The following is a 20,505-nucleotide window of genomic DNA, read 5'->3' as shown; positions in this document are numbered from 1 at the left end:
AGGTTTCCGGTTGCATATAAAAGTCAGTGTGTGTATTTTTATGCAAAATAAATGCATAAAAAGGAAATATCATGGTCAAGAATTTGCTCAAGGCGTGTTTCATGATGGCCGCGCTGACGGCAGCCGGACAGGCGGCTGCGGAAACCTATACCGTCGGTTCCGGCGGCACCTACCGGCCGTTTGAATTTGAAAACAGCCAGAAACAGCTGGAAGGTTTCGACATCGACATCATCAAAGCCATCGCTAAAGCCGAAGGCTTTGACGTCAAGCTGGTCAATACCCCATGGGAAGGCATCTTCGCCACGCTGAACACCGGCGACCGCGACATCATCATCTCCGGGATCACCATCACCGATAAGCGCAAACAGATGGTCGATTTCTCCGCGCCGTACTTCCCGGCCGAGCAGTCTATCGTCGTCGCCCAGGACTCGCAGGTGGATTCGCTGGCGGCCCTGAAAAACGAGAAGGTCGGGGTGGTGAACTCCAGCACCGGCGATATCGTGGTTTCTAAGGTGCTGGGCAAAAACAGCACCGCGATCAAGCGTTTCGACAATACCCCGCTGATGCTTCAGGAGCTGTTTGAGGACGGCGTCAGCGCCGCGGTTGGCGACGTCGGGGTGGTGAAGTACTACATCAAACAGCACCCGGAGAAGCAGTTCAAGCTGGTGCCGGATGCCAAATTTGAGCGTCAGTATTTCGGTATTGCGGTGGCGAAAGGCAACAGCGAACTGCTGGGCAAGATCAACGCCGGGCTGCAAAAGATTGTTGCTGACGGGACTTACGCCAAAATCTATAAAACCTGGTTCGACGACAACGTGCCGACGCTGCCAGCGCAATAATCCACCTTTTTCAGTGACCACGGCTATCGCCCAGGCGATAGCCGTATTTTTTAGGGAAGGACTATGACGGGATTCCGTTGGGAGATCATCGAGGAGTACGGCCCGCTGTTTGTGGACGGCGCCCTGATGACGATTAAATGTACCATTATCTGCGTGATCCTCGGGACGCTGTGGGGGTTAACTCTCGGTCTCGGGCGGATGGCGAAGGCCGAGCACGGGCCGTGGAAATATATTCTCCGCTACCTGGTGCAGTTTCCGGTGCGTTTTTACGTTAGCGCCTTCCGCGGTACGCCGCTGTTTGTGCAGATTATGGTGGTGCACTTTGCGCTGGTGCCGCTGTTTATCAACCCGCGCGACGGCCTGCTGGTAACCGGCGGCCTGATGAGCGCTGACTTTGCCCGCGAGCTGCGCGCCAGCTACGGGGCGTTCCTCTCCTGCATCGTGGCGATTACCCTTAATGCCGGAGCCTATGTGTCGGAGATTTTCCGCGCCGGCATCCAGTCGATCGACAAAGGGCAGATGGAGGCCTCCCGCGCGCTGGGCATGCCGTGGTGGAAAACCATGCGCAAGGTGATCCTGCCGCAGGCGTTTCGCCGCATTCTGCCGCCGCTGGGCAACAACGCCATCGCCATTGTCAAAGACTCGTCGCTGGCTTCGGCGATTGGCCTGGCCGATCTGGCCTACGCCGCGCGCACCGTCTCCGGCGCCTACGCCACCTACTGGGAACCCTACCTGACCATCTCCCTGGTCTACTGGGTGATCACCTTCCTGCTGGCGCAGCTGGTTAACCGTCTGGAAAAGAGGTTTGGCAAAAGTGATTCACATTAATAACTTACATAAGCGCTTCGGCGACAGCCACGTGCTGCGCGGCATTAGCTGCGATATTAAACCGCAGGAAGTGGTGTGCATCATCGGCCCGTCCGGCTCGGGAAAAAGTACCTTCCTGCGCTGCATGAACGCCCTGGAAACGGTCAGCGAAGGCGAGGTGGTGGTTAACGGCTTTGCCGCCCACGACCGGACCACCGACCTCAACAAGATGCGCGAAAGCGTCGGCATGGTGTTCCAGCGCTTTAACCTGTTCCCGCATATGACGGTGCTGGAAAACCTGATTATGGCGCCGATGAATCTGCGCAATATGCCGCGCCAGCAGGCGGTCGACCTGGCGGACGCCTTGCTGGCGAAGGTGGGCTTAAGCGATAAGCGCGATGCCTGGCCCTCGAGCCTGTCCGGCGGTCAGCAGCAGCGGGTAGCCATCGCCCGCGCGCTGGCGATGAAGCCGTCGATTATGCTGTTCGATGAGCCCACGTCGGCGCTGGATCCAGAGCTGGTGGGCGACGTGCTGGAGGTGATGAAAAACCTCGCCAGCGAGGGGATGACCATGGTAATCGTGACTCACGAAATGGGCTTTGCCCGCGAAGTAGCCGACAGGGTGATCTTCATCGACCAGGGCGTGATTCAGGAAGAGGGCAAGCCGGGGCAGATCTTTAGCGCGCCGAGCAACCCACGCACCGCCGCGTTCCTCAGCAAGGTGCTGTAAACCGAGCGGGCTGGCGCCAGGCCAGCCCGCTGAGCATTCTGGGTGTATTGACGAAGCTTTTAATCATCCGCGCAAACATTGACTGGGCTCATATATCCCGCGATAACCCCTTTGTTAATCTCAGGGTGCCGATGAGGACTTCTCCAGGAAAATAACGTTGGAAATCTTTTTTTAACCCACTGAAAAATAGCGATTAACTATTTTTTATACGCCAAAAATCATGGTCCGTTAATAACGGACTCGGTTTCGTATGGGTTAAAAAAGGTACGTTATGACAGTTACATGGACGGTCACGCCCGTGGGGTATCAGCACATTGCCAAACGCTGCCCCGCCTGCAATGTAAAACGCGACTTCGCGCCTTCCGGCGCCATCCGGGTGAATTCGCAAAAGAAGCTGCTGGATATCTGGAGCATCTATAAATGCACGCGCTGCGATTACACCTGGAATATCGCCCTGTTTTCCAGGCTGCACGTCAGCAAGATAAACCGTAAACTGCTTCAGCGTCTGATGCAGAACGATGCAGCTATGCTATGGTTCACTATTATGCCGCTGACCTCGCGACGCTGAAGCGCAACCGCGCCGAGCCGTCGGGGCAACCTGATTTTCGTATTCACGAGCAATGGTCGGTTACGTTGATGGCATGTCAGCGGATAACGGTGCGCGTCAGCGTCAGTCAGCCATTTCGCATCAGCCTGCTATCAATACTGAAAAAACAGCTCAAGCTGAGTACGGCTGAAATCCTGGTCGCGACAGGGCATATCGAGGGTATTCTACTAAAACAGCTCAAGACGAAAAAGCTGAAGGCGATGGAATATCATTTTCAGCTGGCGGCGGAAACGCTGTATGCGCGACGCCGAATTGTGCTTAAGCGGCACCGTAGCTAACCCGACGGCTCAGAAAATCCGCCGTGCTTGAGCTGCTGGCTATTCCATTTTCGGTGAAATAAGGACGGCGAAGTTGGCCGTCCTGACTCCCTTACCTCCGCCTGAAAAAGTCACCTCCGCTGCAGCCATTCAATCTGCAGACGCATAATAAACAAACGCCAGCTTATTGCCGTCGGGATCGCGGACGTAGGCGCTGTGAAAACCGTCGCCATACTGCGGCCGGTGACCGGGACCGCCTTCGTCACGTCCGCCGAGTTGCAGGGCGAGGGCATGCAGTTCCGCAATATGCTCGACGGAGCGGGCGTTAAGCGCCACCATCGTTCCATTGCCCACCCCGGCAGGCTGCTGGTCAAAAGGAACGCCCACGCACAGCCCACAGGTGTGATTGCCGTTGAAGGTCCCCCAGGACGCCCCCTGTTCGTTACGGCCGGCTTTGACGTGTCCCAGCAGCGCCATTAACGGGTCATAGAATTTGATGGCGCGTGGCAGGTCATTGGTTCCAAGCATGATGTATGAAAACATGATGTCCTCCTGGAGCAGGTTTGATGGCGTAAAACCTCAGCCTGGTTGCTGGCGAGCGGGCTGGCTGGCGCCAGGCCAGCCCGTCAGGACTACCGTGCGGACTCCGTCGCCTCATCCATCTCCTCTTCCTGCTCACTGGCAAGCAGGGTTTTCTCGTTTTTGCATAGACATTGAATCAACAGGAACAGCACGCCGCTGGCCACCAGGGTGACGATCAGGCCATCGTAGCCGGTGATGCCGATCAGCATGCCGCTGACTACCGGCCCGGCGACGCTGCCGGCGGACCAGAAAAAGCCGAACAGGGCGTTAATCATAATCAGCTTCTGCCCATTGAAGGTTTTCCCCGCCCGCACCAGCGACAGGGTATAAAGCGCGCCCGCGGCGGCGCCCAGCAGCAGGCAAATGGCCATCAGCTGAATGCGCGAGCCGAGCATCAGCGGCAGGGCCAGCAGCGACAGGCTGAAGACTACCGCGCAGGACAGATGCACGCGGCGAATGCCGACCCGGTCAGCCAGCCAGCCGAGCGGGGTCTGGAACATCGCATCCCCGGTGAGCACCACGGTGACCAGCAGCACCGCCATCCCTTCATTCAGCCCTTTGTCCATGCCGTACAGCGGCAGCAGGGCGAGGATGCTAGCGTCGAAGAAGGCGAAGCAGAAGACCCCGGAGGCCAGTACCGGCAGGAAAGCGCCGAGGCTGCGCCAGCTGGCGCGCTCCCCGAGGCTTTCGCGGGTGCCGGTGGGCAGATGGCGCAGCATCAGCAGGCAGACGGCGGTGACCGCGACGATCGCCATCAGCGCCGAGGCCTGCCAGGCGGGGCCGACGGAGATCAGTAACGGCCCGGCCAGCTGGCAGCCGGTAAAGGCCGAGGCGTAGATGCCGGTGAGGGTGGCGCGCTGGCTGCCCGCCGCGCCGCCGGTGATCCAGCTTTCGCCCAGCACGATAATGACCCCGGAGGCCAGGCCGGTCAGCAGGCGCGGCAGCAAAAGCAGCGTCATATCGGTGGTCATGCATGAGGCGATGGTCGCCAGCGCCAGCAGGATCAGACTGCCGCTCAGCAGCACGCCCATTTCAACGCGCCGGCACAGCGCAGGAGAGAGGAAAGAGGAGATCATCATGCCGGCGGGCGGCAGGGCGGCCAGCAGGCCGACGTACAGCGGCGCGATCTGCTGCTGCGCCAGCTCAAGACTGATTAACGGCACCGTATAGCCGGTGATAAATCCCACGAGCGACGCGGCCATGATCATCGCCAGCGTGGGGGCAAGACGATTCTGGTCTGGGTTAAACATTTTATTTCCGATGAAGGAGAGGTCAGTAGTGGATCCTTCGGCAAATTGCCGTCCTGAGTTGCATAATAATTAATCGCCTGGCCGTTGTCACCGTTGAAATCACTACCAAAAAAGGACCGCCGGGCGGCGACAGGGCTGTACGCCGCGCCGCCGCCGCATTTCGTGACGTTGTCAGCGTGTTAACGACAGGATATAACGGAGGGAGCGGCAGCGACCCGACGCCAGTGAGCGACGGGGAAAAAACGCGACGCATGACCGATTATTCAGCATTACGCTATGCAGGAAAGGAGTAATACATGGCCGTATCGCCGTCACTGATCGCCGAAGCCGTTGGCTGGCGACGTGAATTTCACGCCGCGCCTGAGCTCGGATATCAGGAGCAGGAGACCTCGCGCCGCGTTGCGGAGCTGCTGGCCTCGTTTGGGCTGCAGGTACACCGCGGGCTGGCCGGCACCGGCGTCGTGGCGACGCTGGAAAACGGTCCCGGGCCGGTCATCGGCCTGCGCGCCGATATGGACGCCCTGCCGATCACCGAGCTGGGGAGCGTCAGCTATCGCTCGCGCCGTCCCGGGGTGATGCACGCCTGCGGCCACGATGGACACACCGCGATGCTGCTGGCGGCGGCCGCCCATCTGGCGCAGACCCGCCAGTTCAGCGGCACCGTCCACTTTGTCTTCCAGCCGGCGGAAGAGAACCTCGGCGGCGCGCGCAAAATGGTGGAAGAGGGGTTGTTCGAGCGCTTCCCGATGGACGCCATCTACGCGCTGCATAACTGGCCGGGGATCCCCCTTGGCGAAGTGGCGCTCAGCGATGGCGCGATGATGGCCTCGCTGGACGCCTTCGAGATCACCCTGCGCGGAAAGAGCTGTCATGCGGCGATGCCGGAGAGCGGGGCCGATCCGATCGTCGCGGCGGCGCAGCTGATTATGGCGCTGCAGACCATTCCTTCCCGCCGCCTGTCGCCGCAGGATTCCGCGGTGGTCAGTATCACCCAGATAAACGGCGGCGAGGCGATCAACGTCCTGCCGGACACCGTGGTGCTGCGCGGTACCTTCCGCTGTCTGAGCAATCGCGTTCGCGCCCGCGTGCGCGAGCTAATCGAAAGCTATGTGGCGACCCAGCCGCAGGTGTCCGATGTGCAGGGTGAGATTAGCTGGTTCCCGGGCTATCCGGTGACCAAAAACCATGCGCTGCAGGCGCAGCAGGTGCGCGAGGTGGCCATCGCCACCCTCGGCGCGGAAGCGGTGCGCTGGAACCAGGCGCCGTCGATGGCCTCCGAAGATTTTGCCTGCATGCTGGAGGCCTGTCCGGGAGCCTATTTCTGGATAGGCACCGACGGCGAAACCCCGTCGAAGCCGCTGCATAACGCCAGCTATGACTTTAATGATGCGCTGATTAGTCCCGGGGTGGCCATGTGGGTGGCGCTGGTGGAGAAACAGCTGCCGGCGGCGTAACCACCGGCAGCGGCAGAGGGAGCGCGGCGCGCTCCCTGAGGTCAGACGTCGGCGGCGGCTTTCAGTCGCGCCTTCATGTCGCTGTAGGCCGTCCAGGCGTAGCGCTCCGCCCACTGCTGGTCGGCAATCGCTTCCACTTTCACCGCACAGTATTTGGTTTCCGGCGTTTTGGAGATCGGATCGAGGTTATCCTGGGTCAGCTCATTGCAGGCGCCTACCCACCACTGATAGGTCATATAGACCGCCCCCGGATTGATGCGATCGCTGAGGTCGGCGCGGGTGATCACCTTCCCGCGCCGGGAGCTGACCCACACCAGCTGTTTGTCAGCGATCCCCAGTCGTTGCGCATCCACCGGATTCATCTGCACCCGTCCCGGCTCGTCGGCCAGCGACTGCAGCGCGGCACAGTTGCCGGTCATTGAGCGGCAGGAGTAATGCCCGACTTCCCGCACGGTGCAGAGCACCAGCGGCCACTCGTCATCCGGGCGCTCCGCCGGCGCGCGCCAGGCGGTGGCGAACAGCTGTCCTTTGCCCGATGGGGTATCGAAGCGGTTGTCTTTATACAGCCACGGCGTGCCGGGGTGGTCGAGGGTCGGGCATGGCCACTGGACATGGCCCATATCGCCCATTTTCTCCCAGGTCACGCCGTAGAACAGCGGGCAGAGTTCGCGCATCTCGTCCCAGATCTGCTGGTTGTTCTCATAGTGCATCGGATAACCCATTTCGCTGGCCAGCAGGCTAATGATCTCCCAGTCGCGCTTCACATTCCCCGCCGGAGGGATCGCCTGTTCAAACCGCTGGAACCCACGGTCGGCGCAGGTGAATACGCCGCCGTGCTCGCCCCAGGAGGTGGCCGGCAGCAGGACATCGGCAATTTCCGCCGTTTTGGTCATGAAGATGTCCTGCACCACCACAAAGTCCAGCGCCTCGATGCCTTTGCGCACCAGGCCGAGGTCGGCTTCAGTCTGCAGCGGATCTTCACCCATGATGTAGTAGGCTTTGATCTCGCCAGTCAGCGCTTTATGCGGCACCTCGGTGATGCGGGTGCCGACCTGGTCATCCATCAGCGCCGGGTCGACACCCCAGGCGGCGGCGAATTTCTCCCGCACGGCGGGGTCGGTGACCTCCTGATAACCCGGGAACAGGTTCGGCAGCACGCCCATATCGCAGGCGCCCTGCACGTTGTTTTGCCCGCGGACCGGCCCCACGCCGACGTTCGCCCGCCCCAGGTTGCCGGTGAGCAGCGCCAGGCTTGCCAGACCGCGCACCACGTCCACCGCCTGGCCAAACTGGGTGACGCCCATGCCCCACATAATAGTGGCGGAAGGGGCGGCGGCGAAGATGCGCATCGCCTCACGGATCGCCTGCGCGCTGACCCCGACAATCGCTTCCACCGCTTCCGGGGCATAATCCTTCACCGCTTCGCGGTAAGCATCCAGCCCTTCGGTATAGCGTTCGACATAGGCTTTGTTGTACAGCTCCTCCTCCAGCAGGACATAGCCGAAGGCATTCACCAGCGCCATGTTGCTGCCGTTGTTGAGCTGCAGATGACGGTCGGCAATGCGCGCGGTTTCAATGCGCCGCGGATCGCAGACGATGATTTTGGCGCCGTTTTCCCGGGCTTTGATCACCCGGCGGGCGACGATTGGATGGGAGTCGGCGCAGTTGTAGCCAAAGACCAGCAGGCATTTCGAGTTTTCGATGTCGCTGATCGAGTTGCTCATCGCCCCGTTGCCCAGCGCCTGCTGCAGCCCGGCGACAGAGGGGCCGTGGCAGACGCGGGCGCAGCAGTCGACGTTATTGGTGTTGAGCACCGCGCGGGCGAACTTTTGCATCACATAGTTGGTTTCGTTGCCGGTGCCGCGCGAGGAGCCGGTGGTCATGATGGCGCGCGGGCCATGCTTCTCTTTGATCTCCCTGAGCTTGCTGGCGGTATAGCGAATCGCCTCCTGCCAGCTGACCGGCGTGAAGGCGCCGCCTTTCTGGTAGCGGATCATCGGTTGTTTGAGACGGGGCGTCAGGAGCTGCGTATCGTTAAGAAAATCCCAGCCGTAGTAGCCTTTCAGACACAGCTGGTTCTGGTTGGTGACGCCGTCGGCGGCTTCCGCGCGAATGATTTTATTGTTGTCGACAACCAGTTTAAGTTTGCAACCCGCCCCGCAGTAGGGGCACACGCTCGTGATTTTTTTCATCAGTAACAGACCTGTTAACAGTGAACAGAGGATCGCTGTCGCGCCGGGCCCGACGGGCAACGATCGCGGTAACGCCTGGTCGTGATGCAGACGCAGGCCTGCTGCGCTATGCAGGTCTTGTGCCAGAATTTAATTTATTGATTTACATGTGAAAATTAAAATGGTGTGATGACGGGAACGTGACCTCGTCACTAATGACGATGACGCAGAGCGCCGACGTCAGACGCTCTGCGGGGGTAAACGTGGCTAGGCGAGAGGGTGGCACCGGTCGAAGTGCGATTCGCTCAGGCCGACGTCGCGCGCGGCGGCGCAGATAGCCTGCCAGCTGCCGGCATCCAGCGGGATCCCCTGCGCCAGCCGCGTTTCGCGGTTGGCGGCCTCCCATTCGCCGGGCGCCAGCACCGGGGCATCGGCATCGTGCGGCGACTGTTTACACCATGCGATAAAGGCCTCCGTCTGCGCCTGGCTGTCCGGGGCATCGAACGCGTCCGGGCGCAGGATCACCGTGGTCATGCAGTTAAAGATGGCGTCGACGCTGGTCTGCAGGCTCTCCTGATGGGTGGTTTGCCCCCCGGAGAGCGCGCCGCCGAGCACTTCGCACAGCGTCGCCAGGGCATAGCCTTTGTGCTGGGCGAAGGTGAGCAGGGCGCCCAGCGGCGAGGTCTGCATCACCGCCGGGTCGGTGGTGGGTCGGCCCGCGGCGTCGATCAGGCAGCCGGGGGCCACGGCTTCGCCTTTATGCCAGGCGACGCGGGTTTTACCAAAGGCGATGGCGCTGGTGGCGTAGTCCAGCAGCAGCGGCGGATGGCCCGCGCGGGGAAACACCACGCACAGCGGGTTAGTGCCGAAGCGGCTGTCCTTCCCGCGGAACGGGGCGACCATCGGGTCGCCAATCACGCTGACGAAGTGGATGGAGATCAGCCCGGCGGCGGCGCACTGCTCGGCCCAGTAGCCGATGCGCCCGACGTGATGCGCATTGCGCAGGGCGATTGCCGCCATACCATGCTGCTTCGCCTTTTCAATGCCTAACTGCATCGCTTCGTGGGCGACCACCTGGCCGAAGCCGGCGTTGCCGTCGAGGGTGACCACGGCGCCGGCGTCTTTGGTCACCGTGGCGTGGCGGTTGAGCTGCAGAAAACCACCGGCGTGGGATTTCACGTAGCTTGGGATCATCCCGACGCCGTGGGAGTCATGCCCGGCAAGATTGGCGGCGATCAGATGGTCTGCGACGAGGGTGGCTTCTCCTGAGGTACTGCCGAGATGGGTAAACAGTGAGACGACAAACTGATGCAGATCCGTCGCCAGAAAGCGGTGTCCTGTTGGCACTGATTCTCTCCTGTAGTCTGTTGTTATTTTGTTATGTTTGCCGTTTTATGCTGCGCCGCCCGGCGCAGAAGGTCAAGGGCGGCATCTCCCGGCGGAATGTCACTGCGTCTGCGTCTGCGTCAGGCGACAGGCGATAAAAAACGGGGCCGGGATCGCGTTTTAATTAACGCCATAAACACCACATTTTTAAATTCTGCCAGTGTCACAAAAGCCAGAAAAAAGCCATCCCCGGCGTTGCAAGGGGAGCTGATACCACTATATGTTAAATTTGTGTTTATTAATTGATGATTAAAGGTTGGTATCATGTATAAGAAAATAAGTGGTTTAGTGGTTTCACTGACGGCCGTTTTCGCCTGTGCCGCCTGGGCGGAGGTGCCTGCGGGCTATCCGGCGGATTATCAAAAAACGGTTGATGCCGCCGTAAAAGAGGGCAAGGTGGTTATTTATTCCACCACCGATACCAAAGCGGCCGGGCCGTTAATTAAAGGATTTGAAGCGCAATATCCGGGCGTTAAAGTCGAATATAACGACATGAACAGCACCGAGCTGTATAACCGCTATATCAGCGAGCAGGCCGCCGGGGGCGGCAGCGGGGACGTGGTGTGGAGCTCGTCGATGGATACCGCGCTGAAATTAGCTACCGAATACGCGGAACAATATGCCTCGCCGGAGGTGAAGCAATTACCCGACTGGGCGGTCTGGCAGCAGAAAGCCTATGGCACCACCTACGAGCCGGTGGTGTTTATCTATAACAAACGGCTGATCCCGCAGAATGAGGTTCCGGATTCGCATACCGCGCTGGCAAAACTGATCGCCAGCCAGGCCGATAAATTTAAAGGCAAAGTCACCACCTACGATATCGAAAAATCGGGCCTCGGCTTTATGCTGGCGGTGCAGGACAGCCAGGCCGACGCGAACTATTTTACCGACCTGGCGAATATCGCCAAAGGCGGCCTGACAGTGCAGTCTTCCACCGGCACGATGATGGAGCGCGTCTCCTCTGGCGAAAACCTGATCGGCTATAACATCCTTGGCTCCTATGCCGAAGCGCGGGCGAAAAACGATCCCTCTTTAGGCATTGCCTATCCGAAAGATTACGTGCTGGTGCTCTCCCGCGTTTCGTTTATTAGCCAGGAGAGCGAACATCCCAATGCGGCAAAATTGTGGCTCGACTATGTCTTGTCGGAAAAAGGCCAGCAGATCCTCGCCAGCCAGGCGGATATTCCCTCTATTCGTCGCGATATTGAAGGTAAAAATGATATCGATGGTATGACCGCGCTGTTGGGCAAAGCGTTAAAACCGATCCCGGTCAACGAAACGCTGCTCGATTATTTACAGCCGCAAAAACGTCTGCAGTTTATTAAACAATGGCGCAGCGCCGCCGCGAAATAATCCTCCTTCGGGGCATCGCCGATGCCCCTTATTCACACCCGGCGGGTTTATTCACCTGACCAAAGGGATGAACCATGAATGTATTACGCAGAAAGTGGCAGGGGCTGCCGCGCGGCGTGGTGGTGTGCATCACGGCGCTGGTGATTTACGTCCCGCTGTTATTTATTGTGGTGCAGAGTTTTCTCTCCGCGCCGTTCTTTTCCCGCTCCAAATCCTGGAGCCTGGAAGCGTTTGCCTTTATTTTTACCGACCCGGATTTTTATCTGGCGTTAAGGTCAGGCTTTATTCTGGCCTTTGGTCTGGTGATTATCGCCATTCCACTGGGCGGTATTTTGGCCTTTCTGATGGTACGCACCGATTTACCCGGCCGGCGGTTTATTGAGCCGCTGATCCTGGTGCCGATCTTCGTCTCGCCGATGGTGCTGGGCTTTGGCTACGTGGTGGCCGCCGGGCCGGTAGGCTTCTTTTCCCAGTGGGCGCAGCAGCTGATCGGCTTTGTGCCGTGGAATATCTACTCGATGTTCAGCATTGTGGTCATCGCTGGCTTAACCCACGTGCCGCACGCCTATCTCTATATCTCCTCGGCGCTGCGCAGCGTCGGCTCGGACGTGGAAGAGGCGGCGCGCACCGTCGGCGCCACGCCGCTGCAGGTGATGACCTCGGTGAGTCTGCCGATGGTGCGGCCATCCATTCTTTACGCCTGCGTGCTGCTCTTCTTCCTCGGTCTGGAAGTCTTCGGTCTGATGCTGGTGCTGGGCGACCCCGAGGGCAACATGGTGCTGGCGACCTATCTCTACAAGCTGACCAATAAGCTCGGCACCCCCTCCTACCATCTGATGGCGGCGGTGGCGGTGGTGCTGATCTGCATCACCATCCCGCTGGTGATGCTCCAGCGGCGGCTGATGCGCACCGCCAACCGCTTTGTCACCATGAAGGGCAAGGCGTCGCAGGCGCGGGCGCTGCCGCTGGGCAAATGGCGCTGGGTGGCCGGGGCGGTGGTGGTGGCCTGGCTGACGGTGACCATCGGCGTGCCGCTGCTCGGCGTGGCGCTGCGCGCCTTTATCTCCAACTGGGGCGTCGGGGTGTCGCTGTGGGATGAGCTGTCGCTGGCGACGTTCCACAATATCTGGCAGCAGCCCAACCTGCTGCGGGCGATCGTCAACTCGATGGCTATCGGCATCGTCGGCGGCGCGCTGGCGGTGATCTGCTATCTGTTTGTCGGCATCGCCATGCACCGCAAAGCGGACAACGTCACCCGCTTTCTCGACTACAGCGTGCTGGTCCCGCGTGCGGTGCCGGGGCTGCTGGCCGGGCTGGCCTTCCTGTGGGTGTTCCTGTTTGTGCCGATGTGGCTCGATCAGTCGCTGAAGCACGGCTGGCTCTCGGCGCTGCCGGTGGCCGACTGGCTGCGCGAACACCTTATCGTGCAACTGCGTGCCCTGCGCAACACTATCTTCAGCGTCTGGCTGGCCTACACCGTGGTATGGATGGCTTACGGCCTGCGGCTCATCTCTTCGACGCTGCTGCAGGTGGGCCCGGAGCTGGAGGAGGCGGCGCGCAGCACCGGCGCTTCCCGGGGGCAGATCACCCGCCACGTGACTGTCCCGCTGTCGCGCTATGGGCTGATTGGCTCCTGGCTGCTGATGTTCCTTATCTTTGAGCGTGAGTATTCCACCGGCGTCTATCTGCTGTCGCCGGGTACCGAAACCATCGGCTCGATGCTGGTGTCGCTGTGGGCGGCGGGGGCCATCGATATCGTCGCGGCGCTCTCCTTTATCAATATTCTGCTGGTGGTGATTGGCCTTGGTATCGCCCTGCGCTTTGGAGTGAAATTACATGATTGAGTTATCGGTAGAAAATCTGCATCTCACCTATGGCGACAACCCGGTGCTGAAGGGGGTTTCCATGACGCTTGGCCGGGGAGAGGTGGTGTCGCTGCTGGGGCCTTCGGGAAGCGGCAAAACCACGCTACTGCGGGCGGTGGCCGGGCTGGAAAAACCGACGAGCGGACGGATCGCCATCGGCAACCGCACGGTGTACGACGGCACGCCGCGCAGCGAGATCCCGGCCGAAGAGCGTAACCTGGGCCTGGTCTTTCAGTCCTATGCCCTGTGGCCGCACAAAACGGTGTTCGACAACGTGGCCTATCCGCTGAAGCTGCGTAAAGTCGCCGCCGGGGAGATAAAAGAGCGGGTGCAGCGCGTACTGGATCAACTGGGGCTGGGGCACCTCGGCAACCGCCATCCGTACCAGCTCTCCGGTGGCCAGCAGCAGCGGGTGGCCATCGGCCGGGCGCTGGTCTACAACCCGCCGGTGATCCTGCTGGATGAACCTCTCTCCAACCTTGATGCCAAACTGCGCGAAGAGGCGCGGGTGTTTCTGCGCGAGCTGATCATCAAGCTGGGCCTGTCGGCGCTGATGGTCACCCACGATCAGAATGAAGCAATGGCCATCTCCGATCGTATTCTGCTGCTGAACAATGGCGTCATCGAGCAGCAGGGGACACCGCAGGAGATGTACGGCAGCCCGGCGACGCTGTTCGCCGCCGAGTTTATGGGCAGCAATAACCGTCTGCACGGTAAGGTGACGGCGCTGGAAAACGGTCGTGCGAGGGTTGAAGGCGCCAGCTGGACGCTGTGGGGTCGAGCGGGCGAGGGGGTCAGCGTTGGCCAGCCGGCGACGGCGGTGATCCGCGTCGAGCGCCTGCGTCTCGACGGCGCAGCGCAGGATAACAGCCTCCAGCTACCGCTGCTGACCAGCATGTACCTCGGCGACCGCTGGGAGTACCTGTTCCGTACCGAAGGCGATGACTTTCCGCTGCGCGCCTACGGAACGGCGCTGCGCGATGCCGAACACTGCCATCTGACGCTCCCGGCGGAGGATGTGTGGATTTTTCCGCAGCGGTAACCGCCCGTTAAGACGCCAGATGGCACACGGCTTCAATATTGTGCCCGTCTGGCGCAATCACAAAGGCGGCGTAGTAACTGGCGTGGTAGTTTGGTCGTAACCCCGGCGCGCCGTTGTCCTTTCCTCCGGCGGCCAGCGCCGCCTGCCAGAAGGCATCGACCTGCTCGCGGCTGTCGGCGCGAAAGGCGATATGCAGCGGCGCCGGTTTTTCCGCACTTTGGTAGAGACATAAAGAGGCATCACCGCTGCCGGCCAGCTCTGCGCCGTAGCTCGGCTCGCCTTCGCCAACCAGCGTTACGCCAAGCGGGGCCAGGGCCTGTAAAAAGAACGCTTTGCTGGCGGCATAGTCGCTAGCGCCGAATTTCACATGATCGAACATATCTTCTCTTCTCCTGTGGATGGGGATCGCCAGCTGAACGCGTTAGCCGGGAAATAGATGCAAAATAGTTAACAACGGTTATTAACTTTTTTAACAGCTCAAAATGTTTAATTATTCCTAATACGAGTATTTACAGACGTTTAATCTGCCATGTACCATAAACAAAAAATAACATTTGTGATACAAGTCACTCTTTTATGGCGCATGGGTAAGCTCAGCGCGGTGTGAATGCCGCTGGTTTACCGCCTCAAGGTTATGGCAGCACCCTTCTCACGATGACATTCCGGTGAATTTCTCTCCGATTTCCCGCGTTTCGTTGAGAATCGTCTACTATCCAAACGATAACCCTATAAATGATATCGCCTCTGGCGATGTTTTATCCGACTTGCCGGGCCGGGCCAGACGCTAAGCGGTTTGAAAGCGCAATGGTATCGGTTCCAGCACGACATTCACTGGGTTTGTCTGCGACAAAAACAGTAATTTTCAATGACAGGAATGTGATGATGTCGAGCGAGAAAACCAACAATTCCAGGCGTGATTTCCTGGTGAAATCGATGGCGCTGATCCCGACGGTGGTGATCGGCGGCGCGGGAGCAGGGGCCATTGGCGTGGCCACCAGCGCGACCGCGCAGGCGGCCCCCGCGTCTGAGCCTGCTTCCGGGAACACGGCGGCGGCCAGCGACTGGAAGCCGCAGTTCTTCAACGATCGTGAGTGGGCGTTTATCAACGCCGCCGTCGCTCGCTTAATCCCGGCGGATGAACTCGGTCCCGGCGCCAAAGAGGCCGGCGTCCCGGAGTTTATCGACCGCCAGCTCAATACCCCCTACGCCACCGGCTCCATCTGGTATATGCAGGGGCCCTTCAACCCCGACGTGCCGAAAGAGATGGGTTATCAGCTGCCGCTGGTGCCTAAACAGATCTATAACCTCGGGATCGCTGATGCCGAGGCGTGGTGCCAGGACAAATATCATAAAACCTTCGCTGAACTGAGCGGTGAGCAGCAGGACGAGGCGCTCGGCCTGTGGGAATCCGGCAAAGCCGAGTTCAAACAGCTGCCGGCCTCGCTGTTCTTCACCTATCTGCTGCAGAACACCCGCGAAGGGTTCTTCAGCGACCCGATCCATGGCGGCAATAAAGGCATGGTCGGCTGGACGCTGATTAATTTTCCCGGCGCGCGCGCCGACTTTATGGACTGGGTTGAACGGGGCGAACGCTACCCCTTCCCGCCGGTATCAATTAATGGGGAGAGGGCGTAATCATGGCCACCGTATTGAAAAAAACCGATGTCGCGATCGTCGGCTTCGGCTGGGTTGGGGCAATCATGGCCAAAGAGCTGACCGAAGCCGGGCTCAACGTCGTCGCGCTGGAGCGCGGCCCGATGCGCGACACCTGGCCGGATGGCGCCTATCCGCAGGTGATTGATGAGCTGACCTACAACATCCGCCGCAAGCTATTCCAGGATCTGTCGAAAAGCACTGTCACCATCCGGCATAACACCAGCCAGCAGGCGGTGCCGTATCGCCAGCTGGCGGCCTTCCTGCCGGGTACCGGCGTGGGCGGCGCCGGGCTGCACTGGTCCGGCGTGCATTTCCGCGTCGATCCCATCGAACTGCGGATGCGCAGCCACTATGAAGAACGCTACGGCAAAAACTTCATTCCCCAGGATATGATCATCCAGGATTTTGGCGTCACCTACGACGAGCTGGAACCCTTCTTCGATAAAGCGGAAAAAGTGTTCGGCACCTCCGGGACCGCCTGGTCGATCAAAGGCAAGGTCGTCGGCAAAGGCCGCGGCGGCAACGCCTTCGCCCCGGACCGCTCAGACGACTTCCCGCTGCCGGCGCAGAAAAACACCTGGTCGGCGCAGCTGTTTGAAAAAGCGGCGCTGGAAGTGGGGTATCACCCCTATAACCTGCCGTCGGCCAACACTTCCGACTCCTATACCAACCCCTACGGCGCGCAGATGGGCCCGTGCAACTTCTGCGGTTTCTGCAGCGGCTACGCCTGCTACATGTACTCCAAAGCCTCGCCGAACGTGAACATCCTGCCGGCGCTGCGCCAGGAAAAACGCTTTGAGCTGCGGACCAACGCCAACGTGCTGAAGGTCAACCTGACCGACGACAAATCCCGCGCCACCGGCGTGACCTACGTCGACGGCCAGGGGCGCGAAATGGAACAGCCGGCGGACCTGGTGATTATCGGCGCCTTCCAGTTCCACAACGTGCACCTGATGCTGCTCTCCGGGATCGGCAAACCGTACAATCCGGAGACCGGCGAAGGGGTGGTGGGGCGTAACTTCGCCTACCAGAACATGACCACCATCAAGGCCATTTTCGACAAAGACACCTATACCAACCCGTTTATCGGCGCGGGCGGCAACGGCGTCGGGGTCGACGACTTCAACGCCGACAACTTCGACCACGGCGCGGCGGGCTTTGTGGGCGGTTCGCCATTCTGGGTCAACCAGGCCGGGACCAAGCCCATCTCCGGTTTCCCGGTACCACCGGGCACCCCGGCGTGGGGCAGCAAGTGGAAAGCGGCGGTTGCCGATACCTACACCCATCACCTGTCGATGGATGCCCACGGCGCGCACCAGTCCTATCGGCAGAACTACCTCGATCTTGATCCGAACTACAAAAACGTCTTCGGCCAGCCGCTGCTGCGCATGACCTTCGACTGGCAGGAAAACGACATCAAGATGGCGCAGTTTATGTTCGATAAGATGGCGCCGATCGCCAAAGCGATGAAGCCGAAATATATCCTCGGCAGCCCGAAAAACGCCAACAGCCATTTTGATACCACCACCTACCAGACCACCCATATGAACGGCGGGGCGGTGATGGGGGAAGATCCGAAAACCAGCGCCGTTAACCGTTATCTGCAAAGCTGGGACGTGCATAATGTCTTCGTCATCGGCGCCTCCGCGTTCCCGCAGGGGCTGGGCTACAACCCAACCGGCACGGTGGCCGCGCTGGCCTACTGGTCAGCGAAGGCGATCCGCGAGCAGTATCTGAAAAATCCGGGACCCCTGGTGCAGGCATAAAGGAAGGCAGATGATGAAAATGCAATGGTTATCGGCCCTGGTGCTTGGGGCATTGAGCTGCGCGGCTTTTGCCGAAGAGGCGCCTGCGGACAGCAATCTGATTAAGCAGGGGGAGTATCTGGCGCGGGCGGGGGACTGTGTCGCCTGCCACACCAACGGCAAAGCGGGGAAACCTTTCGCCGGCGGTCTGCCGATGGAGACGCCGATCGGCACCATCTACTCCACCAATATCACGCCGGATAAAGAACACGGCATCGGCGGGTACACCTTCGAAGAGTTCGACGACGCGGTGCGCAAGGGCGTGCGGAAAGACGGTTCCACGCTCTATCCGGCGATGCCGTATCCCTCGTTCGCGCGGATCAGTGAAGCGGACATGCGCGCCATGTACGCCTACTTCATGCATGGCGTGGAACCGGTGAATGCCGCCAACAAGGACACCGACATCCCGTGGCCGCTGTCGATGCGCTGGCCGCTGGCGTTCTGGCGCGGCATCTTCGCCCCGACGCCGAGCGACTTTGTCGCCAACCCGCAGGTTGACCCGGTGTTGGAGCGCGGCCGCTATCTGGTGGAAGGCCTGGGCCACTGCGGCGCCTGCCATACCCCGCGCAGTCTGACGATGCAGGAAAAAGCGCTCAGCGAAAGCGAAGGCGATGATTACCTGGCGGGCAGCAATGCGCCGATTGACGGCTGGGTTGCCTCCAGCCTGCGCGGCGAAAACCGCGACGGTCTGGGGACCTGGAGCGAAGCCGAGCTGGCCGAGTTCCTGAAAACCGGACGTAACGATAAATCGGTGGTCTTCGGCGGCATGAGCGATGTGGTGGAGCACAGTCTGCAGTATCTCTCTGATGACGACATCACCGCCATCGCCCGCTATCTGAAGTCGCTCCCGCCGCGCGGCGGCAAACAGACCCCAGCCCCGGTGGAAGACAGCGTGGCGAAAGATCTGTGGAAGGGTAACGACAGCAAAACCGGCGCCGCGCTGTACGTCGATAACTGCGCCGCCTGCCACCGCACCGACGGCGCAGGCTATAAACGCGCCTTCCCGTCGCTGAAGGGCAATCCGGTGGTGCAGACCGAAGATGCCACTTCGCTTATCCATATCGTTCTGACCGGGAGCACCACGCCGGCGGTGAAAGATGCGGTCTCCAACCTGACCATGCCGTCGTTCGGCTGGCGTCTGGACGACCAGCAGGTAGCGGATGTGGTCAACTTCATCCGCACCAGCTGGGGCAACAACGCTCCGGCGGTCAGCTCCAGCGATGTGGCGAAGGTGCGTAAGGAGACCGCGGCGCACGATGAGAAGGCGTTAGGCAACGCTGATATCTCGAAGCTACCGGGGGCCGGACAGTAACCGTCAGGGTTGCGTCGCCCGCGCGGCGCAACCCATACTTAGCCAGGACGTAAAATACTGTCTGAATCAAGGAGTTTGCCTTCATGCTGCATGCAGAGCGACTGACCTGCATCGTTGACGATCGACCGCTGTTTGCGGAGCTGACGCTGTCCCTTGCTGCCGGTGAGCTGCTGCAGGTCGCCGGTGATAACGGCGCGGGGAAAACCTCGCTGCTGCGGATCCTCTGCGGCCTGGCGCGCCCGGAAAGCGGCGGGGTGAGCTGGCAGGGCCAGCCGCTGGCGAAGGTCCGGGAGTCATTTCATCGTCAGCTGCTGTGGCTGGGCCATAAGCCCGGCGTCAACGCGGCGCTGACCGCCGATGAAAACCTGCGTTTCTTCTTTCCGGCCAGCCGCCTTCAGCAGCGGGAACGCGCCCTCGCCGCCGTCGGCCTGGCGGGCTATGAAGATCTCCCCTTGAGCCAGCTCTCCGCCGGGCAGCAGCGCCGGGTGGCGCTGACCCGCCTGTGGTTAACCGACGCGCAGCTGTGGATCCTCGATGAGCCGTTCACCGCCCTCGACGCCACAGCGATGGAAACCCTGACCTGCCGCCTGGAGCAGCACGCCCGGCAGGGGGGAAGCGCGATCCTCACTACCCACCAGCCTCTGCGGCCGCTGCGCTGCCCGTTGCGCACCCTGCGCCTCGGCGGCGACGCGGGAGGCGGGCAATGATGCGAGCGCTGTTGGCCCGGGAACTGCGCCTGGCGTGGCGCAGCGGGGCGGAGATCCTCAATCCGCTCTGGTTCTTTCTGATCGTCATCACCCTGTTTCCGTTCGGCGTCGGCGCCGCGCCACAGCTGCTGGCGCAGATTGCGCCGGGCGTGGTGTGGGTCGCCGCGCTGCTGGCGGCGCTGCTGGTGATGGATCGGTTGTTTCGCGACGACTGGCAGGACGGTTCCCTGGAGCAACTGATGCTCCTGCCGACGCCGCTGGTGGCGGTTGTGCTGGTGAAGGTGGTTGCCCACTGGATGATGAGCGGCCTGCCGCTGCTGATCGTCTCGCCGCTGGCGGCGCTGCTGCTGGGGATGAGTCTGCACGATGCCGGCGTGCTGGCGCTGACCTTGCTGCTCGGCACCCCGACGCTCAGTTTTCTCGGCGCGGTGGGGGTTGGCCTGACGGTCGGTCTGAAGCGCGGCGGCGTCCTGCTGAGCCTGCTGGTGCTGCCGCTGGCGGTGCCGCTGCTGATTTTCGCCACCGCGGCCTGCCAGGCGGCGGCCGCTGGGCTCCCGGTCAGCGGCTATCTGGCGATGCTGGCGGCGTTCTTAACCGCCAGCGCCACCCTGTGCCCGTTCGCCACCGCCGCCGCGCTGCGGCTGACCGTGCAATAATTCGCTGCGCCTGCGGGCGCAGCCAT

At 60.9% G+C, this 20,505-nt stretch carries 17 protein-coding genes and 1 pseudogene; 13 read left to right on the top strand and 5 right to left on the bottom strand.

Annotation, left to right across the window (positions count from 1 at the left end; all coding sequences use genetic code 11):
- The first annotated feature begins 71 nt into the window (after nt 1-71).
- The 4 genes and pseudogenes from FHW76_RS00355 (at nt 72) to FHW76_RS00340 (ending at nt 3,261) form a co-directional block, all read left to right on the top strand.
- Entirely contained in the window at nt 72-839 is a 768-nt protein-coding gene (locus FHW76_RS00355; protein WP_183476119.1) for a basic amino acid ABC transporter substrate-binding protein, read from the top strand.
- 63 nt (nt 840-902) lie between these two features.
- Nucleotides 903-1,667 carry an amino acid ABC transporter permease gene (locus FHW76_RS00350; protein ID WP_008804505.1) on the top strand — a complete coding sequence of 255 codons (765 nt, stop codon included), beginning with the start codon at nt 903-905 and terminating at the stop codon, nt 1,665-1,667.
- Nucleotides 1,654-2,376 (top strand): amino acid ABC transporter ATP-binding protein, encoded by a 723-nt coding sequence (locus tag FHW76_RS00345; protein ID WP_012967953.1) that lies wholly within the window; start codon nt 1,654-1,656, stop codon nt 2,374-2,376. The genes FHW76_RS00350 and FHW76_RS00345 overlap by 14 nt, the downstream gene beginning before the upstream one ends.
- A 298-nt stretch (nt 2,377-2,674) precedes the next feature.
- Nucleotides 2,675-3,261 (top strand): annotated as a pseudogene (locus tag FHW76_RS00340) (DUF1062 domain-containing protein).
- Between the two features lie 129 nt (nt 3,262-3,390).
- Here the strand turns inward: FHW76_RS00340 and FHW76_RS00335 are convergent.
- Complete coding sequence (locus FHW76_RS00335) at nt 3,391-3,783, bottom strand: VOC family protein (RefSeq protein ID WP_046881204.1); 393 nt, start codon at nt 3,781-3,783, stop codon at nt 3,391-3,393.
- A gap of 89 nt (nt 3,784-3,872) precedes the next feature.
- Complete coding sequence (locus tag FHW76_RS00330) at nt 3,873-5,072, bottom strand: MFS transporter (RefSeq protein ID WP_012541437.1); 1,200 nt, start codon at nt 5,070-5,072, stop codon at nt 3,873-3,875.
- Between the two features lie 296 nt (nt 5,073-5,368).
- Between FHW76_RS00330 and FHW76_RS00325 the strand changes: the two genes are divergently transcribed.
- Nucleotides 5,369-6,526, top strand: a complete 1,158-nt coding sequence (locus FHW76_RS00325) for a M20 aminoacylase family protein (RefSeq protein ID WP_048268522.1) — start codon at nt 5,369-5,371, stop codon at nt 6,524-6,526.
- 41 nt (nt 6,527-6,567) lie between these two features.
- Here the strand turns inward: FHW76_RS00325 and fdhF are convergent, their stop codons facing one another.
- Together fdhF and FHW76_RS00310 are read right to left on the bottom strand one after the other, a co-directional pair.
- Nucleotides 6,568-8,718 (bottom strand): formate dehydrogenase subunit alpha, encoded by a 2,151-nt coding sequence (gene fdhF, locus FHW76_RS00315; protein ID WP_023322793.1) that lies wholly within the window; start codon nt 8,716-8,718, stop codon nt 6,568-6,570.
- Between the two features lie 246 nt (nt 8,719-8,964).
- Nucleotides 8,965-10,044: a malate/lactate/ureidoglycolate dehydrogenase gene (locus tag FHW76_RS00310; protein ID WP_032730618.1), complete on the bottom strand. Its 1,080-nt coding sequence runs from the start codon at nt 10,042-10,044 to the stop codon at nt 8,965-8,967.
- Nucleotides 10,045-10,347: 303 nt separating this feature from the next.
- Here FHW76_RS00310 and FHW76_RS00305 point away from each other — a divergent pair, with 303 nt between their 5' ends.
- From FHW76_RS00305 to FHW76_RS00295, 3 genes are all read left to right on the top strand, one after another.
- Nucleotides 10,348-11,436, top strand: a complete 1,089-nt coding sequence (locus tag FHW76_RS00305; protein ID WP_004203017.1) for an ABC transporter substrate-binding protein — start codon at nt 10,348-10,350, stop codon at nt 11,434-11,436.
- A 74-nt stretch (nt 11,437-11,510) separates the two neighbouring features.
- Nucleotides 11,511-13,280, top strand: coding sequence for an iron ABC transporter permease (locus FHW76_RS00300; RefSeq protein ID WP_023318500.1), 1,770 nt, complete (start codon nt 11,511-11,513; stop codon nt 13,278-13,280).
- Entirely contained in the window at nt 13,273-14,343 is a 1,071-nt protein-coding gene (locus FHW76_RS00295) for an ABC transporter ATP-binding protein (RefSeq protein WP_104458945.1), read from the top strand. Before FHW76_RS00300 ends, FHW76_RS00295 begins: the two co-directional genes overlap by 8 nt.
- 7 nt (nt 14,344-14,350) lie before the next feature.
- Here FHW76_RS00295 and FHW76_RS00290 read toward each other — a convergent pair whose 3' ends face one another.
- Nucleotides 14,351-14,722 (bottom strand): VOC family protein, encoded by a 372-nt coding sequence (locus FHW76_RS00290; protein WP_141923335.1) that lies wholly within the window; start codon nt 14,720-14,722, stop codon nt 14,351-14,353.
- A gap of 500 nt (nt 14,723-15,222) precedes the next feature.
- Here FHW76_RS00290 and FHW76_RS00285 point away from each other — a divergent pair, with 500 nt between their 5' ends.
- From FHW76_RS00285 to ccmB, 5 genes are all read left to right on the top strand, one after another.
- Nucleotides 15,223-15,978: a gluconate 2-dehydrogenase subunit 3 family protein gene (locus FHW76_RS00285; protein WP_072277546.1), complete on the top strand. Its 756-nt coding sequence runs from the start codon at nt 15,223-15,225 to the stop codon at nt 15,976-15,978.
- Between the two features lie 2 nt (nt 15,979-15,980).
- A complete protein-coding gene (locus tag FHW76_RS00280; protein ID WP_002908285.1) occupies nt 15,981-17,765 on the top strand; it encodes a GMC family oxidoreductase in 1,785 nt (594 codons plus the stop codon).
- 10 nt (nt 17,766-17,775) lie between these two features.
- Entirely contained in the window at nt 17,776-19,116 is a 1,341-nt protein-coding gene (locus FHW76_RS00275; protein WP_183476117.1) for a cytochrome c, read from the top strand.
- Nucleotides 19,117-19,199: 83 nt separating this feature from the next.
- Nucleotides 19,200-19,823, top strand: coding sequence for a cytochrome c biogenesis heme-transporting ATPase CcmA (gene ccmA, locus FHW76_RS00270; protein ID WP_048963677.1), 624 nt, complete (start codon nt 19,200-19,202; stop codon nt 19,821-19,823).
- A complete protein-coding gene (gene ccmB, locus FHW76_RS00265; protein WP_012967964.1) occupies nt 19,820-20,479 on the top strand; it encodes a heme exporter protein CcmB in 660 nt (219 codons plus the stop codon). The genes ccmA and ccmB overlap by 4 nt, the downstream gene beginning before the upstream one ends.
- Nucleotides 20,480-20,505: the final 26 nt, after the last annotated feature.

It is taken from the genome of Klebsiella sp. RC2 (assembly GCF_014192815.1).
GTDB classification, from domain to species: Bacteria; Pseudomonadota; Gammaproteobacteria; order Enterobacterales; family Enterobacteriaceae; genus Klebsiella; species Klebsiella variicola.
The sequence above is the reverse complement of the archived record's forward strand: the minus strand, read 5'-3'. Positions and strand labels throughout refer to the sequence as shown.